The sequence below is a fragment of the Pseudarthrobacter sp. lyk4-40-TYG-27 genome (genome assembly GCF_030209295.1).
In the GTDB taxonomy this organism is placed as follows: Bacteria; Actinomycetota; Actinomycetes; order Actinomycetales; family Micrococcaceae; genus Arthrobacter.
The window spans coordinates 1-15,779 of the sequence record NZ_JARVSH010000015.1 but is presented as its reverse complement, the minus strand read 5'-3'; the positions used below and the strand labels follow the sequence as shown (position 1 = coordinate 15,779).

General features: G+C 62.8%; 12 protein-coding genes and 1 pseudogene. 5 read left to right on the top strand and 8 right to left on the bottom strand.

Going from position 1 to position 15,779, the window contains the following annotated elements:
- Positions 1–218: 218 nt before the first annotated feature.
- The gene (locus QRM96_RS19790) at positions 219–1,520 is read right to left on the bottom strand and encodes a hypothetical protein (protein ID WP_285320670.1); all 1,302 of its coding nucleotides are present in this window, start codon (positions 1,518–1,520) and stop codon (positions 219–221) included.
- A 104-nt stretch (positions 1,521–1,624) separates the two neighbouring features.
- Here QRM96_RS19790 and QRM96_RS19785 point away from each other — a divergent pair, with 104 nt between their 5' ends.
- Both QRM96_RS19785 and QRM96_RS19780 read left to right on the top strand, forming a co-directional pair.
- Positions 1,625–4,057, top strand: a complete 2,433-nt coding sequence (locus QRM96_RS19785; RefSeq protein ID WP_285320669.1) for an ATP-dependent nuclease — start codon at positions 1,625–1,627, stop codon at positions 4,055–4,057.
- A gap of 50 nt (positions 4,058–4,107) precedes the next feature.
- Positions 4,108–4,425, top strand: a pseudogene (locus QRM96_RS19780) (PDDEXK nuclease domain-containing protein); the annotation flags it as partial.
- A gap of 795 nt (positions 4,426–5,220) precedes the next feature.
- On the opposite strand, the gene QRM96_RS19775 reads toward QRM96_RS19780, so the two are convergent.
- Complete coding sequence (locus QRM96_RS19775) at positions 5,221–5,619, bottom strand: benzoate/H(+) symporter BenE family transporter (RefSeq protein WP_502934909.1); 399 nt, start codon at positions 5,617–5,619, stop codon at positions 5,221–5,223.
- Positions 5,613–6,212 carry a benzoate/H(+) symporter BenE family transporter gene (locus tag QRM96_RS19770; RefSeq protein WP_285320667.1) on the bottom strand — a complete coding sequence of 200 codons (600 nt, stop codon included), beginning with the start codon at positions 6,210–6,212 and terminating at the stop codon, positions 5,613–5,615. The genes QRM96_RS19775 and QRM96_RS19770 overlap by 7 nt, the downstream gene beginning before the upstream one ends.
- Positions 6,213–6,438: 226 nt before the next feature.
- Between QRM96_RS19770 and QRM96_RS19765 the strand changes: the two genes are divergently transcribed.
- Entirely contained in the window at positions 6,439–6,639 is a 201-nt protein-coding gene (locus QRM96_RS19765; protein WP_285320666.1) for a response regulator transcription factor, read from the top strand.
- A gap of 5 nt (positions 6,640–6,644) precedes the next feature.
- Here QRM96_RS19765 and catC read toward each other — a convergent pair whose 3' ends face one another.
- The 5 genes from catC to QRM96_RS19740 form a co-directional block, all read right to left on the bottom strand.
- Entirely contained in the window at positions 6,645–6,923 is a 279-nt protein-coding gene (gene catC, locus QRM96_RS19760) for a muconolactone Delta-isomerase (RefSeq protein ID WP_275180556.1), read from the bottom strand.
- 34 nt (positions 6,924–6,957) lie between these two features.
- A complete protein-coding gene (locus tag QRM96_RS19755; RefSeq protein ID WP_285320665.1) occupies positions 6,958–8,058 on the bottom strand; it encodes a mandelate racemase/muconate lactonizing enzyme family protein in 1,101 nt (366 codons plus the stop codon).
- Positions 8,055–8,975, bottom strand: a complete 921-nt coding sequence (locus tag QRM96_RS19750) for a LysR substrate-binding domain-containing protein (RefSeq protein WP_285320664.1) — start codon at positions 8,973–8,975, stop codon at positions 8,055–8,057. The genes QRM96_RS19755 and QRM96_RS19750 overlap by 4 nt, the downstream gene beginning before the upstream one ends.
- A gap of 44 nt (positions 8,976–9,019) precedes the next feature.
- Positions 9,020–10,429 (bottom strand): MFS transporter, encoded by a 1,410-nt coding sequence (locus QRM96_RS19745; RefSeq protein ID WP_285320663.1) that lies wholly within the window; start codon positions 10,427–10,429, stop codon positions 9,020–9,022.
- A 140-nt stretch (positions 10,430–10,569) separates the two neighbouring features.
- The gene (locus QRM96_RS19740) at positions 10,570–12,849 is read right to left on the bottom strand and encodes an ATP-binding protein (protein ID WP_285320662.1); all 2,280 of its coding nucleotides are present in this window, start codon (positions 12,847–12,849) and stop codon (positions 10,570–10,572) included.
- A 223-nt stretch (positions 12,850–13,072) separates the two neighbouring features.
- On the opposite strand from QRM96_RS19740, the gene QRM96_RS19735 reads away from it, so the two are divergent.
- Both QRM96_RS19735 and QRM96_RS19730 read left to right on the top strand, forming a co-directional pair.
- Positions 13,073–14,758: a flavin-containing monooxygenase gene (locus QRM96_RS19735; RefSeq protein WP_285320661.1), complete on the top strand. Its 1,686-nt coding sequence runs from the start codon at positions 13,073–13,075 to the stop codon at positions 14,756–14,758.
- A 26-nt stretch (positions 14,759–14,784) separates the two neighbouring features.
- Positions 14,785–15,711, top strand: a complete 927-nt coding sequence (locus QRM96_RS19730) for an alpha/beta hydrolase (protein WP_285320660.1) — start codon at positions 14,785–14,787, stop codon at positions 15,709–15,711.
- Positions 15,712–15,779: the final 68 nt, after the last annotated feature.

Genomic DNA, 15,779 nt, shown 5'->3' with positions numbered 1-15,779 from the left:
AGTCAGCAGGCTGGAACAGATGACTCATGAGGAATGGCCATAAAGCATCCCGCTCAAGGCGACGACCCGGATTGCGAGGGACAGCCGAGACAACATGACGATGCAGGCCGGCAGAGCGCAGAATCGCACGCATCGCGGCGTCGGATAATCGCCGAGGGGTTCGATTTTGTCCTAAGCCATGATGCTGAACTGCTCCACCGTCTGGGGAACGCCTAGTATCAAGCCCAAGTACTCACTTCAGGCGCTTCCAGTTCGCTGCTCCTACCGAAGCGTTCTCGTGCAGCCCTCTCGCGTTCCTCCAAATGCATGAGTTCTTCCTTTGACAGCGAATACGGCTGGATTTTCGGGACATCGTTTTCGTACGTGCATCCGCGAACGATTCGTTCGTGACGGGCCAGGGTCCGGGACGTCTTGTCGTCGATAACGAGCGTTCTGATCAGACAGTCAACGAACTTGAGTTTTTTTGCACTGAAGAGTCGCCGCAAAGGTTGCGGCATATCCGTGAATACGCAATTTACGAATTCGACATTTGCATCTGCTGCCGCGTAGTCCAGGATGATGTGACTGCCCGAAAATTCGCATCCGATGAAGCGGATACCTTTGCTCGCCGAAGTGAAAGTCATATCTAGTGTGCCGCCAAGGAATGAGCAGTCCCGAAACTCAACCAGTTCGGCCCTCAGCCCGACAAATTTGAGCCCGCCTGAGTGAACTGCGGTATTGATGATGTCGAATCGAGCTTCATCCGTAGAGCAATGCGAGAAATCAAAGTAAGCATCAACATCGATCCCGCTGATCTTTCGCCCAGTTAGTCTTGTTCCCGACAAGGTGAGCGATGCCTGTGCCCAAGGCCCCCCATGCCCGGAGTCCTCGTGGAAACGCTCCGAGAGCGACTCCCAAATGGCCGTTCGGATGGGACGGCTGAGGTCTTCACCTCGAGTTTGAACTTCTTCGTCCAGCATCCTGTAGTAGCCGGTCAGCAACTCAATGCAGGTCTGCCTGTCCGACCGCGATCCCTGCTCTGACCATTCGTCCGCAAGCGTTGCCATTGCATAGACCCCTGCAAGTTGAACTGCGACTGAAGAAGCCCCCAGTTGTTCTGCTGCGGTTGAGTACCTGGAGCGCAGTTCGGAGACGAAAGCGTCCTTTCGCCGCTCCAATTCGAGTTCGTGTTGACGAGTACTCAAAGCAAGAGCCTCAGCTGCCGTCTTTTGGGCCTCCGCCGCCGTGCGTTGGGTATTGGTCACTGTCTCTTGGTTGCGTTCGGCTGTTCGCTGTCGTCGATAGGACAGGACGAGCGTAACGCCGATACCCAGGGCAGCGGCGGCTGTCACGGCATTTCGTATGACACCGAATTGTTCGTCTTGGTTTAGTGGAGGTTCATGGTTCCAGGGATTTGTATTCCCTGTGGTGTATGCCGCGAAAGCCCACATGAGCAGACCCATGAGAAGCAGGGATCCCGCGAAGCCTATGCACAACAGAAGCCAGAGTTTCATTGGTTTGCGGTCTGTTGTTTCAGGCATAGGCGTCATCATAATGCGCAGCGCCTCCAGCCCCCGGGAGGTAGCCCTGTAGCAACATGGTCCGGATGTTGTCGGCCGAATGCCCTAAGCTCCCATTAAAGGTAATGACTCGAAAAACGCGGTGTCTGGGGGAGATCATGAAGTTAAAGAGGCTGGATGTCCGGTTCTTTCGCTCGTTCAACTACGACTACGAACTGAAGTCGCGGTTCAAAAACCTGCCAGCACCGTGGGAGGACACCGATCCAGCGTGGTATCCCTTCGTTCGGATACCTTTGGATCCGGAAATTACGGCAATAGTTGGTGCCAACGAGTCTGGCAAGAGCCAGTTGCTGACTGCCATAAAGGCTGCCCTGACTGGTACCCCAATCGATCGCTCAGACTTTTGTCGGTACAGCGAGTTGTATTCAGTGAAGACCAACGAGCTCAGGTTGCCTGAGTTTGGCTGTACTTTCGAACTCGATCCGACGGAAGATCGAGCAGACATCAGCGCCCTCGACGGAGCCCCAGAATTCAGCTTCTACCGTCCGGGAGCGGGGGAGCCGTTCCTGCTAGTCAATGGTGAGAAGACTCCGCTAAATGCAGACGAACTTGCTCGCCTAGAAGCAGTCCTCCCTTCGTATCACGAGCTGAGGACTGACCTGGCCATTCCGAACAGTGTCTCCATAGCCGAACTCGCCGGACAGCCTCACAGTCCGCTACACCTCAGAAAAACCCGTACCGACATATTGGAACGCTTGGGAAGCCTCGTTGCACCGACGGCTCAAGCAGCTGGAGAAGCCGTTCAGCCGGCGCTTGTTGAAGGTACTGATCCCGCCAGTGTTGAAGCCGAAGTGCGACGCAGGGCGGAATTTGAGCTGGCACGCCAGTTACTCATCGATGCCGCCGGTATAGATCGACAGGCGTTCGCCGAGTTGCAAGAGGCAATCAAGTCCGGGCGCGAAGGCCAGGTGGAGGCAATCATTGGGGCAATGAACTCCGCAATCAAGGAGAACCTCAACGTCCAGCGCTGGTGGTCACAGGACCGCGACTTCGAGCTTCTCGTTGAGGCGCGGGAATACGAGCTAGCCTTCACAATTTTGGACCGGACCGGGTCGAAGTATTCCTTTGGAGAAAGGAGCCAAGGACTTCGTTTCTTCCTGAGCTATTTCGTGCAGCTCACTGCCCACCGGCTGACGAACGGCAAACCAGACATACTCCTCTTGGATGAGCCGGATGCTTTCCTATCAAGCGTCGGCCAACAGGACCTCCTGCGGGTGCTGCACGACTACGCTCTGCCCGAGGATGATGGACAGCAAAGTCAAGTTGTGTACGTGACGCATTCACCGTTCTTGATTGACAAGAATGCGCCTCACAGGATCAGAGTGCTGGACAAGGGCTCCGAAGACGAGGGAACGCGTGTGGTCCGCGACGCAGCCAACAACCGGTACGAACCTTTGCGTTCTTCAATCGGAACCAATCTTGCGGAGACCACGTTCATAGGCGGCAAGAATCTCTTTGTTGAAGGCCCAGGGGATCAAATACTACTGGCCGGCATTTCAGCGCACATCGCGAAAAGGGAACAGAGTACTGCCGGGGTTCTGGATTTGAATGAGGTCACGGTCGTAGCCTGCGGAGGCGCGGACAGTGTTCCGTACATGGCCTATTTGGCGAGGGGACGGGATGTGATCAAACCCCCTTGTGTTGCGCTCCTGGACGGTGACAAATCAGGCCTGATAGCCGAGAACGTGCTTCGACGCGGGGAAGCACGACGGAAGCGCGTGCTTCGCGATGAATACATAGTTCGCCTCGATACGTGGGCAGCGCAGTCTGGCTTGGAGTTCGAGGACGGGGTAGGTGTTCTGGAGATCGAAGATCTTCTTCCGGTTGAAATAGCACACCGGGCTGCGCTGAACTACCTGGCTCGTTTCGAGGATCTTCAGGAGCAGGACGCGCAGTCCTTCACGCCAGAAGGCATCCGGAAGAATCTTTTGGAGACCGGCGGCCGCCTCTGGGACGCGTTGGAAGAGGCATATACAGGTGCATTCCCAGAAGAACACATAGAGAAGGCTGGGCTAGCGCGAGAAGTTATCTCGCTCCTAGCGGTCTCTCCCAATGCTCAAGGCGCGGAGGAACTCCGGAAGCGATTCGCGGCCCTTCTGAGCTTCCTTGCTGAGCGTCTAGATGATGCGTCGGCCGAAGAAGACAGAAACCGCAGCGATGATCGAATGAAGCGGGCAGTGAACAACTTCCTGCGCAATCATCCGCAAGGTATGAGGAAGCATGACGCCAAGAAGTTGATCCGTGAACTCGACTCCGCTCTCGACGCCTCGCCAGTCGGGGATGAGATCCGCCCTCGACTATCGACGATCACCCGCGATTTCGAGCTCGGGGACCTCAGCACAAACAACGTCCCTCGCTTTGAGAGCTTCCGAGAGGAGATAAAAGCACTCAGTGCCAGCGAGCGGATTTTGTACCAGGACGACGCGACCACGGACCCGGCGTCCTCGGTTTTACAGGCGACTCCCGTTGAGGACCTCGCCAGGCGGCAAGAGAAATAGATGAAGAGGGAGGGAGCTTATTTCCCCCACAGTTAGTTCGGTTAACGGGCTATGTCGTCATCGAGCTCAAAACGGGAAAGTTCCAGCCCGAATACGCCGGCAAACTGAACTTCTACGTCGCCCTGGTCGATGACGTGCTTCGCCGCGACCACCACAACGAGACCATCGGCATTCTCATCTGCGGCACCAAGAACGACCGCAGCGTCCGGTACAGCCTCGGACGATCAACTTCTCCGATGGCCGTAGCCGCCTATACCTATGACAAATTACCGCCAGCCGAACAGAAGGCGCTTCCTGACGAGGGGCATCTCGTCGCTGCTCTCGAATGGACGGAACCGGAACCGGAAGTTGCAGAAGGCGGGGAGTGAGGGCCCGGGATGGGCAGGCCCTGGGCAGGAGGGGTGACAGCACGACCGTCCGGTTGGACTCTAAGAACCCTTCGTCCTGGTGTGTCGAAAGTCTCATCAGGGTCCTATCCTGACGCTCATATCTTGGTTGCCTGACGTCAGGTTGGGGTGTGCCCAAACTGGTCGTCCTTGATGCCTGCGGGCGGGGTTGCCCTTTTGCTTCCGCGGATGTCCCGCGGAACGGCACGACCGGGCGCTCTGTGTTGTGAATTTTGCCGGTAAGCGGCGGCGTTCTGCGATCGCGTCTCGGCTTCTCGCATCGATGCCGCACCCTCGAGCCGGGGAGAGCCCTCTTTGTTTTGGAGGCTACTACCGGATCGCCGAACGGCTTGTGCCGAAGATTATCCGCGTCCTCAAAACCAACCAGCTCGGAACCATCACCGATGATGTCCTGTAAGCAGCAGCAAGGGTGTTGGTCATCGGGAACTACCGACACGAAGCGACACAAAACGACGCCATCTAACGCCGGAACTCCATTAGCTTTCTGTTCACCGGTTCTTGCCGCCCCAGATCCAGGCCTACTGGCAGCCGCCTCGGCCCCAACGGTGTTGGAGCCGAACCTCCGGGTCTTTTCGATCACCGTGTCACGGCGGGCGGCGCAAAGTCGTTGATTGAACTGAGTGAGTGCCCCGGCATCAACATTAGCCGCGTTTTGCCGCGATGCTCCAGCTGCTCCGCATTCAGGGCCAGGCCTTGTGGGAGGAGGAGTTGATGGACGACGGGCCTGTACGCGGATGATGCTGCAGGTTGGCCGAGTTAGGGGCCCAAATGGTCCCTATGCTCAAGAAGCCTGCACACTCCGTAGCCAATCACCAGGCCCCAGAAGGCTGCATGGATTTTCAAGAGGTTCATTCCGGAGATGGTCACCACGAACGTGACCAGGGAGCCCAGGGTGAGGCTGGTTGAGAAGGCCGTGACGAAGGCCTGCTGAAGGGCCCGCAGCATCGCGATGCCACCCAGTGCCAGGACGAATTCCTTGGGAGCGGCCAGCATCAGCCGGGTCAGGGTGGGGGCAAACGCTGCGAACACCAGGGCCAGCAGGCCGTACGCCACGGCGGCCGTGTATTGACGCTCCCTCTTCCCGGACGAGGTCAACAGGGCGTTCATTGGACCTGTCACGCACGCCGAGACCGCTCCGACGCCTGCGTTCAGCATGAGAACGCACCGGAGGCCATGGCGAAGGCGTTCACGGGCGGCTGATGGCCGGCGGCGCGGAGGACGGCGATGCCCTGGCCGTTTTGCACGAACAGCACGCTGATGGCCAGCGGAACCACCAGTTCAAGCTGGGCGGCCCACGTGAATTCAGGGGCGGTGAACACTGGGGTGGCCAGAAGCGGTCCGCCGGGCAGCAGCTTGAACTGGCCCCTGGCCGCCACCGCGATGCAGCCCGCCACCAGGGTGCCTAGGACCGGCGGCAGGAGCCTGCCAAACCTGGGAATTGCGGTGAGGGCCAGGAACGCAGCCACCATCGGAGCTGCCACCGCAGGGTTGTCCTGGGTGGAGGCAACGATGTCCGTGCCGAAGTTCAGGAACACCGCAGCCACCATGGCCATCACGAGCGGTATGGGCACCAGCGCCATGGCTTTGCGCACCACGCCGGCGGCACCCAGTGCGAGGATCCGCACGCCGGAGGTGAAAAAGGCGCCCACGACTTCGGGAAAGGACAAGTGCTGCAGGGAGGGTCCCAGGAGTACCGTGCCGGGGATGGACCACGCGAAGCCCAGTGGCTGCCGGTAAATCAGCGACATCAGCCGCGTGGCGGCTCCGCCGGAAAGGAGGATGCCAAAAAAAGCCAGGATGACAGCTGGCCCTGGGTCAGGCCACCGGCCGTTCCGACGGCCAGGGTGACGGCGATGGGCCCGGACGCCGCGAGAATAAGCCCGATGGCACCGTTGGAGACATACGACAGGCCAGGTCGCGAAGGCTCCGGCGGGGGCCCGCGGGCCGGACCCGGCGGACCCGGTGCTTTCTTCGGTGGGAAGCCACCATCAACAGCTCACCGCCCAGGAACAGGCCGTGGCCGAGCTGGTGGCTGCGGGGGCAACCAACAAGGAGGCGGTCCGGGCCCTGTTCCGGGCCGAAAAGACGGTGCAGTACCACCTCACGCGGCTGTACCGGAAGATGGGAATCCGGTCACGCAGCGAACTCGCGGCGGCGTTCCGGGCCAAGGACTGAGCCGGCTACTTCACGTCCGAGGGGTGCTTGGCCAGCGGGACCACGGTGATGTCCATGTACGGGAACAGGGGAAGGCCCTGCAGGATGCCGTGCAGTTCGTCGTTCGATTCGACGTCGAAGATGGAGTAGTTGGCGTATTCGCCCACCACGCGCCAGATTTCGGGCCATTTGCCGGAGCGCTGCAGTTCCTGGGAGTAGGCCTTTTCCGTGGCCTTGATTGCTGCGGCTTCTTCGGCGGGCATGCCGGCGGGCAGGTTGACGTCCATGTGGACCAGGTACTTCATGGTGACCTCTCGGTGGAATTGGAAGGGAAGGGTGTCAGTCGGTGCGGTAGTGGGCGAGTTTGTCCTCGTCCACGTCGGTGCCGGCGCCGGGGCCTTCGGGAACGTGGATCCGCCCGCCGGTGATGGCCAGCGGCTGGGCCAGCAGGTCATCGGTCATGTCGAGGTAGTTGGACAGCTCCGCCGCACGCTTGGCCGTGTGGGCGAAGGCTGCGCCGAACACCACGGAGGCCACGGTGCCCACCTGCGTGTCGATCTGGTTGCCGATGTAGACGTCGATGCCCATGCCCTCGGCCATGCCAACGATCTTGGCGGCTTCGGTGAAGCCGGACCGGGCGGTCTTGACGGACAGCAGGTTGGCCCCGCCGGTGAGGATTTCGCGGGCCGCCTCGCCGAGGTTGGCGGCGGATTCGTCCGCGGCAATGGGGATGGGGGAGTTGGTGACCAGCCGTCGGCGGCCCAGGACCTCGCGGGCGTCGTCCGGTTCCTCAAGGAACTGCAGGCCGAGGTCGGCGGTGCGGCGCAGCACATCGGCGGCCTCGTTGGCTGTCCAGCCGCGGTTGGCGTCCATGTACAGCTCGGCGTCCCCGCCCAGTCCTTCCCGCAGCACCCTGGCGGCCTCGATGTCCAGGTTCAGCGGACGGCGGCCGGTCTTCAGCTTGAAGGTGTTGATGCCGTACGTTTCCCGGAACTCCAGTGCCAAGGCCAGGAGTTCCTCGGCGGGTTTGAAGCCAAGCATGTGGGAGACGCGCAGCGAGTCGGTGTAGCCGCCCAGCAGCTTGGTCACGGGCTGCCCCAGCGTCTTGCCGATGACGTCCCAGACGGCGATGTCCACCGCCCCCTTGGCCGTCTGGTTGTGGATGGTCCGGGCCATCACGGCCTGGATCTTTTCCCGGTCAAAGACGTCAAGGCCCACCAGCTGCGGGGCGAAGACGTCCTGCACCACCGCGACGATGGACTTCTGCGTCTCACCGTAGGTGTACGGGCGGGGCGGGGTGTCTGCGGTTCCCACCACACCGTCGTCGGTGTGGACGCGGACCAGGACGTGGTCGGCCTCGTGCACGGAGCCGGAGGCGAAGTGGAGCGGGTGGCGGTACGGGATCGAGTAGGGGATCGCCTCGATGGCTGCGATCTTCATGATGGGAGGTGCCTTTCATCAGCGGGAGCGGGGGTGGCGGCGTCAGAGGTTGCCGTGGCCACGACGTCCAGGAAATTTTGCAGCAGCGCGGAGCGGTGGCCGCGCAGCCAGGCGACGGCGAGTTCCACCGGGGGAGCATTGTCGATTTCCCTGTATGCGACGCCTTCGAGCTGGAAGGCGCGCACACTGGAGGGCATGACGGCGATGCCGCCGCCCGCTGCCACGAACGCCAGCATGGTGGAGGTCTCACCCACCACTTGCGTGATCCGCGGCTGGAAGCCTGCCTGGCGGCAGAGGTCCGAGGTGATGCGGTTCAGCACTGACTCCGGTGCGTAGGCGATGAAGTCCTGGTCCTGCAGTTCGTGCATGGCCACGGGCCGGTCCACCGCCAGGGCACTGAAGGAGGGAAGGGCGACGACGAGTGGTTCCTGGGTGACCACACGGTAGTCGATCTCCTCGGAGGCAACGGGGGGACGCAGCAGCGCCGCGTCCAGGGTCCCGTTCCGCAGCCCCGCTTCCATGGACGGCGTCAGCATCTCTCCGTTCAGCGCCAGCGACAGGCCGGGAAGGACCTGCTTGGTGAGCCGCGCGATCCGGGGCATGACACCGTAGGTAGCCGAACCGGAGAACCCCACCCGGAGGACGCCGGTGGCGCCCTTGCCCACCTGGTAGACATCCGCGCGGAGCGTCTCGACGTCGTTGACGATCTGGCGGCCCCGGTCCAGCAGAAGCTGGCCCGCCGCCGTCAGGTCCACCCGGCGGGTGGTGCGGTTGAGGAGCTGGACGCCCAGCTGGTCTTCCAGCTGGCGGATCTGCTGGGACAGCGGCGGCTGCGCCATGTGCAGGCGCTTCGCCGCCCTGCCGAAATGCCGCTCCTCCGCGACCGCGATAAAGTAGTTCAGCTGGCGGATATCCATCCGGTGCCACCTTTCCAACTGGCCGGAGGAGGCGCGGCGCGGCCTCATTGATTCATAGAGTAACCATAAAGAGCCCTACTTAGATACTTTTTCGATGTAATCTTGCGGCGCTTCAACGACGGGCAAGGCTTCCTCCAGCCTGTGCTGGCGCGGCACCAGGACGGTGACGGCCCCGCCGAGCAGGGCCACCGCCCAACCGGCCCACGCTGGCGCACCAGGCGACGCCGGCGGCCCGGGCATTGGTGGTGAAGTAGTTGGACTGAAAACCGTAGACCAGCACCTGGGTGCCCAGGGTTCCCACCCCCGCGGTGGCGATGAAGGTGAAGAGCAGCGGCAGGGGAAAGCTGAACGTCATCAATCCCAGGGAAATGGTGGCGAGGGCAAACGTGGCAGCGATAACCCTCTGCGGTCCCTTCCGGTCGGCCATCCGGGAGGCCACCAGTCCGCCCACCACGGCACCGAGGTTCAGGGCCAGCGGGAAGAACAGGAGCGGAGGTCCGGCCGTAGCCGTGGCCCTCCATGATCTTGGGCAGCCAGGTGTTGAGCCCGTACGTCAGCAGGAGCCCGCAGAAGGACATCAGGCTCAGCAGGATGGATGCCACGGCGAACTGGCGGGAAAAGACGGCGGCAAACCCGGACTTCCGTGGTGCGGCGCCGGCCTCCCGGATCACCTGCTCTTGGGCGAGCGGCACCCCGGTGCGCCAGGCGGCGGCCAGGGCCTCTTCCCGGCCCCGGGCCAGCAGCCACCGCGGGGATTCCGGAAGCTTCCGCCAGGCAATGGGCAGGATGACCAGGAGGGGCAAGGATCCAATGATGAAGAGACCGCGCCAGCCGATGCTCTCCAGGAAGGCGATGCCCAGGACGGACGCCAGCACACCGCCCGCGGGGACCCCGGAGTACACGATCGCGTTGTAGAACTGCCGCCGTCCCGCGGGCGCGAACTCGGTCATCGTGGCGCCGGCGCTGGCGATAACGACGCCCAGGCCCAGCCCGGCGGCAAACCGGAGGGCGCCGAAGGCGGTGACGTCCGTGGCCAGGGCAGTGGCGAACATGCCCAAGGAGAACCAGGCGATGCCCGCGAGCATCAGCCGGCGGCGGCCGAAGAAGTCACAGACCGCCCCGCATGCCGGCGACACCACCAGCACGCCGATCAGGGCCCAGGATCCCAGGAGCCCGGCAGTGGCCGCATCGAAATGACCGACCGGCGCCCGGGGTCCCGGGCGCCGGTCGGTCATTTCGATGCAATCAGGCCAGAGCTGGCAGTCGTCCCAGCTGGTCATGGCGGGCTGTTGGCTCAAAGAATGGACGCGGGACGTGCCGGAGGGCAGCGCTTCCCTGGCCGGCCAGAAGCCTGCAGCCAGGCTGTCAGCATGCGCGGGCCGGAAGGCGCCGCTTCCGGCAAGATGGGCGAGGGCACTCTCGTGCCGGATCCTTGGTGCTGATATGCGCTTCATGTCGCTGTCCTTGATGGGTGGGGAACTTCTCCCTTTAAAGCTGGCGTCTGCGGCACGGGCAAAGGAGGGTGGGATTGCCTAGCCCTATACCTGACTTCCTGCGGGGGCCGCATTCCCCGTGGAATCCGGACAGGGTGCGGTCAGGACGCGTGGTGCTTGCCACGCATCTGGCTTGCTTCCCACGCTGCGATCTGGGCGCGAGAATTGAAACCCAGTTTCCCCAGAATGTTTTCGACATGGCCGTCCACCGTGCGGGGGGAAATCACCAGGGTCTGGGCGATTGACCGGTTACTGAGGCCCTCGCCCACGAGCCTGGCCACCTCACTTTCGCGGGGTGTGAGGGGTGATTTCGTTTCGTCCGGGGCCGCCGCCGACGGCGACCCGAGAGCCAGCGAGATGGCGTCCACTTTGGTGACGCGGGGGCGAGTCGCCGCAAGTTCCGCCAGTCGCCGCGGGCTCAGATGCTTTCGGACAGCCGCGCTGGCACGCAGGGAATCGGCTTTCAGGTGTGGCCCGAAGGCGTCGATGGTGGTGCCCAGGCCGGTCCAGACACCGGAAGCGGCATTCCCCAACTCCGCCGCCAGCTCAAACTGCGACTCGGACACGGCCGTCCATGACAGCAGTTCAATGGACAGGGCAGTACAGATGGCGTCCTTGAATTCCTGCTGGATCTGCAGGGCTTCAAGGGCCGCCTGCCTGGCCTCTGCGTACTGTCCCAGGCGCCAATGGCACAGCCCGGAAACCCAGAGCGAATAGGCATGGCTCCAGCGTTCGCCGTGGCGGCTGCTGAGCTCCATGGACTGCCGGCAGGTGGCCAACCCGTCGTTCACATCGCCGTATGCCTGTGCGAGGGCCAGCTGGAACAGGGCCGTCAGGACGGAGGCTGTATCGCCTGCCTTTCGCTGGGCGGCGATGGCTGATTCGTAAAGGGGTACAGACTCTGCCAGGTTGCCGCTGAAGTAGCGGTGAAGGGCGCGCCAGTGGGAAGCATGCGCTGCCAGGACGCCGTCGTTCAGTGCGGCAGCAGTCTCCTCACAGGCGTCAAGGTAGGCCGCGGCAGCGTCACGGTCACCCTGGATGAGAGCCACCCAGGCCGCCACCCACTGGGCAGCACCGCGCTCAGGGCTGTGATCTCCGGGTTGAGTCAGGATGCGGTCCAGCCACCGCCGTCCCACGCTGAGGAATCCTCCGGCGATCCAGTGGTACCGCAATAGGGACGCCAGTCCGGCCGCGGCGGGCTGCTCTTCCGGACTGTTGACCGACCACTCCAAGGCGGAGATCAGGTTCGCGTGATCGTCCCGCATGGCGGCAAGCGCCCTGGCCTGTGTCGGACCACACCAGCCGGCCACCATGTCAGCGGACCTTTGAAGGTAGTAGTCGCGCTGCCGCCGCTTCAGGAGCGGATACCCGCCTCCCCTGGCCAGCAGTTCACCGCCGTATTCTCGCATGGTCATCAGCTGGCGGTAGCGGACATGCTCACCGGTGCGCTGGATGAGGACGATCGACTTGGCCACGAGCCTGTCCAGCACGTCGATGACCTCCAACGGGTCTAGCTCGCCGAAGCCGCACACCCGCTCGGCGCTTTCCAGGTCAAAGCTTCCCGGAAACACCGACAACCGGGCCCAGAGCAACTGTTCGGCCGGGTTGCAGAGTTCGTAGCTCCAGTCCACGAGCGCCCGCAGGGTCTGCTGGCGAGGAAGCCCTGCCCGGTCTCCGCCAGTGAACAGCTGGAATCTCCGCTCCAGCCGCTCCACCATCTGGGTCACCGAGAGGGAACGCAGCCGTGCCGCAGCCAGTTCGATGGCCAGCGGTATCCCGTCCAGGCTGCTGCACAACTGGACCACGGCCGGGGCATTTTCAGCCGTGACGGCGAAGTCCGGAATGATGCTCCGCGCCCGGTCAATCAACAGATTCACCGCTTCGAACTGCTCCAGGCTCTCCAGGGTGTGTTCCTCGGCGGGTGACGGGACAGCCAGCGGCGGAATCAGGCATACCCGTTCCCCGGCGATTCCGAGCGGTTCGCGGCTGGTGGCGATGATCCGGACCCCCTGGGCCTCCTGCAGGATCCGTGCCGTCAGTTCGGCGGCGGCCTGGAGGAGGTGTTCGCAGTTGTCCAGGACCACCAGGAGTTCACGCTCGCGGAGGTAGTCCAGCAGCTTCTCGACGGCGGGACGGGCGGATTGGTCCGGCACCGAAAGGGCTCCGAGTATCACCGACGCCACGCTCGCCTCGTCCTCGAGGCTCGCCAGCCCAACGTCCCAGACTCCATCGCGGAACGCCTTCCGAGAGCGGTCCGCCAGTTCCAGTGCCAGCCTGGTTTTCCCCACTCCGCCCGGTCCTGTGAGCGTGACCAACCTGGATTCTGCCATTCGGGCCTTCGCGTCGGCGAGCTCGCGTCGCCGGCCTACGAAGCTCGTCATGGAAGACGCGCCTCCGGCACCGCGTCTCAAAATACCGTTAGTCATTGGGGGTCCACTTCATCCATTTCGCCCGTCATACACGGTTGGCAGCGATTCCCGTGTGACTCCAAACACAATACAGGTAGTCAGGGGGGTGGTTTCCCCCGTGTCCGGGTAGGTGTCCGCAGCCATGCTGGAGCAACACCAGCTATTAGGTCCCATTCGATACAAGCAGGAGCTACTCATGGCGGATTCAAGGGAGAATCAAACTACTTCCGGCAGCAGCATGACCGAGGCTTTTCCCGGCGATGCTGTTCTCGACGTCCTCATCGTGGGGGCGGGCTTCGCCGGCCTATACGCCTTGCATAAAGTCCGTGACCAGATGGGCCTCACCGTCCGTGCCTTCGACATTGCGTCCGACGTCGGCGGCACCTGGTACTGGAACAGGTACCCGGGGGCCCGTTGCGATATCGAAAGCATCCACTACTCGTACTCTTTCTCTGATGAACTCCAGCAGGAGTGGGAATGGAGCGAGAAGTTCGCGGCGCAGCCTGAGATCCTGCGGTACCTTAACCACGTCGCGGACCGGTTCGACCTTCGCCGCGACATCCAGTTCAACACCCGGATCACGTCGATGGTCTGGTCCGAGCAGCAGAAGCACTGGCAGGTCGGGTTTGAAGATGGCGCCAGCATTAGCGCCCGCTTCATCATTTCCGGTGCCGGTAACCTGTCCGTGCCCAAGACCCCGGAGTTCCAGGGCATCGATGATTTTCAGGGCGAGGTCTACCTGACCGGTAACTGGCCGCACACCCCGGTTGACTTTGCCGGCAAGCGGGTGGGCATCGTCGGAACCGGGTCCACCGGGATCCAGGCCATCTCCGCAATCGCGAAGGAAGCAGGCAGCCTCACCGTCTTCCAGCGAACGCCGAACTACGCCACCCCCATCGGCAACGGTCCGGCCGATCCACAGGAGATCAGCGAAGTGAAGGCCAATTACCCGGCCATCCGTGAGGCCTCGCGCAACCACTTTCTCGGCGTTCCCTACAGCGACGTCCAGCCCTCCGCACTGGCGGTCACGGCGGATGAACGCCGAGCCACCTTCGACAACCGGTGGGACCGCGGCGGGTTCCGGCTGTTCATCGACAGCTACCAGGACATCCTGGTCAACAAGGACGCCAACGACACCATCTCGGACTACATCCGCGAACGTATCCACGAACGGGTCAACGACCCCGCCGTCGCCGAACTCCTGGCACCCAAGGGCTACGCCTACGGCACAAAACGTCCGCCGCTGGAGACAAACTATTACGAGGTCTACAACCAGGACAACGTCACACTGGTTGATGTCCGCCGGGCTCCGATCGACAGTGTCACCCGGACCGGGGTCAAGACCTCTGAGGGCGAGTACGAATTCGACGTTCTCATCCTGGCCACCGGGTTCGACGCCATGACGGGGCCGCTGATGGCTTTGGGGATTGTCGGCCGGAACGGGCGCACCCTGCAGGAGAAGTGGGCCCACGGCCCGCAGACCTATTTGGGCATTTCAGTCAGCGAGTTCCCGAACCTCTTCCTCATCACCGGCCCGCAGAGCCCGTCGGTGCTGTATAACATGCCGCTCGCCATCGAGGACCACGTGGACTTCGCCACCGATGCCATCCAGTACCTGCGGGACCGCAACCTCGACGCGATCGAGCCGGACGAAACCTCCGAAGCGCAGTGGGTGCAGCACGCCAACGAACTGGCCGCAGCCACCCTGCTGCCGGGCACGGATTCCTGGTACATGGGCGCCAACATCCCCGGGAAGCCGCGCAAATGCCTGGTTTATCTCGGCGGTGCGCCAACCTACCGGAAGATCTGCGCCGACGTCGTCGAGGGCGGGTACGAAGGTTTCGTCCTGGACGGTGCCAAAGTCCCCGCGACCGCCAACTAGCCGCCTCCATATAAAGGACTTTTGACATGAGTGTAGATGCAGCAGCACAGGGAGTCATCGACGCACTCCAGGGTTCACCGGCCTTCGCTTCCATGACCCCGGAGCAGGTACGTGGCGCAGTGGGTTCCTTCGTGGGGCTTCAGAAGCCGCACCAGGACATCGCCAAGGTGATAGACGAGGCCTATGAGGGCCCCGGCGGCAACCAGCCCCTCCGGATCTACATCCCGCGGACCGATGAGGTGCTGCCGGTGGTGGTCTACTTCCACGGTGGCGGCTTCATTGGCGGCGACCTTGCAGTGGCGCAAGAACCGATGCGGGCACTGGCCAATGATGCCGGAGTCATCGTGGTCGCCGCCAGCTACCGGCTCGCACCCGAGCACCCTTTCCCGGCAGCGACGAATGACACGTACGCCGCCCTCCATTGGGCTGCGGACAACATCGGACAGTACGGCGGTGATGCATCGAAGATTGTGGTGATGGGGGACAGCGCGGGCGGGAACCTCGCCGCCGTGGCGGCTCAGCGCGCAAAGAACGACGGCGGCCCCCACCTGAGCGGGCAAATCCTGATCTACCCGATCATCGATGCCAACGCAAGGCTCGGCTCTCGCGCCGAGTTTGGTGAGGGCTACATCGTCACCGCCGCGGACCTCGATTCGTTCTGGGGGAGCTACCTCTCCACCCCGCAGGATGCTGAGAACCCGCTGGCCACGCCATCCAAGGCCGAATCACTGGCGGGCCTGCCGCCGGCGCTCGTGGTCACCACCGAATACGAGGTGGCCCGCGACGAGGCCGAAGCCTATGCAGCCGCCATGGCCGAAGCGGGCACCGAAACGGAAACACGCCGGATCGAAGGACTCATCCACGGCGCGTACTGGATGTCCGGGGCAGTGCCGCGCAGCAGCGAAATCCATGACGCAGCCGTGGCCTTCCTCCGCCGGCAGTTCACGCGCTAGATCACACGCACGCAGACAAAGGAGTCATCATGACAGTAGAAACCCAGGCAACCGCCGCCGCTTCAGGT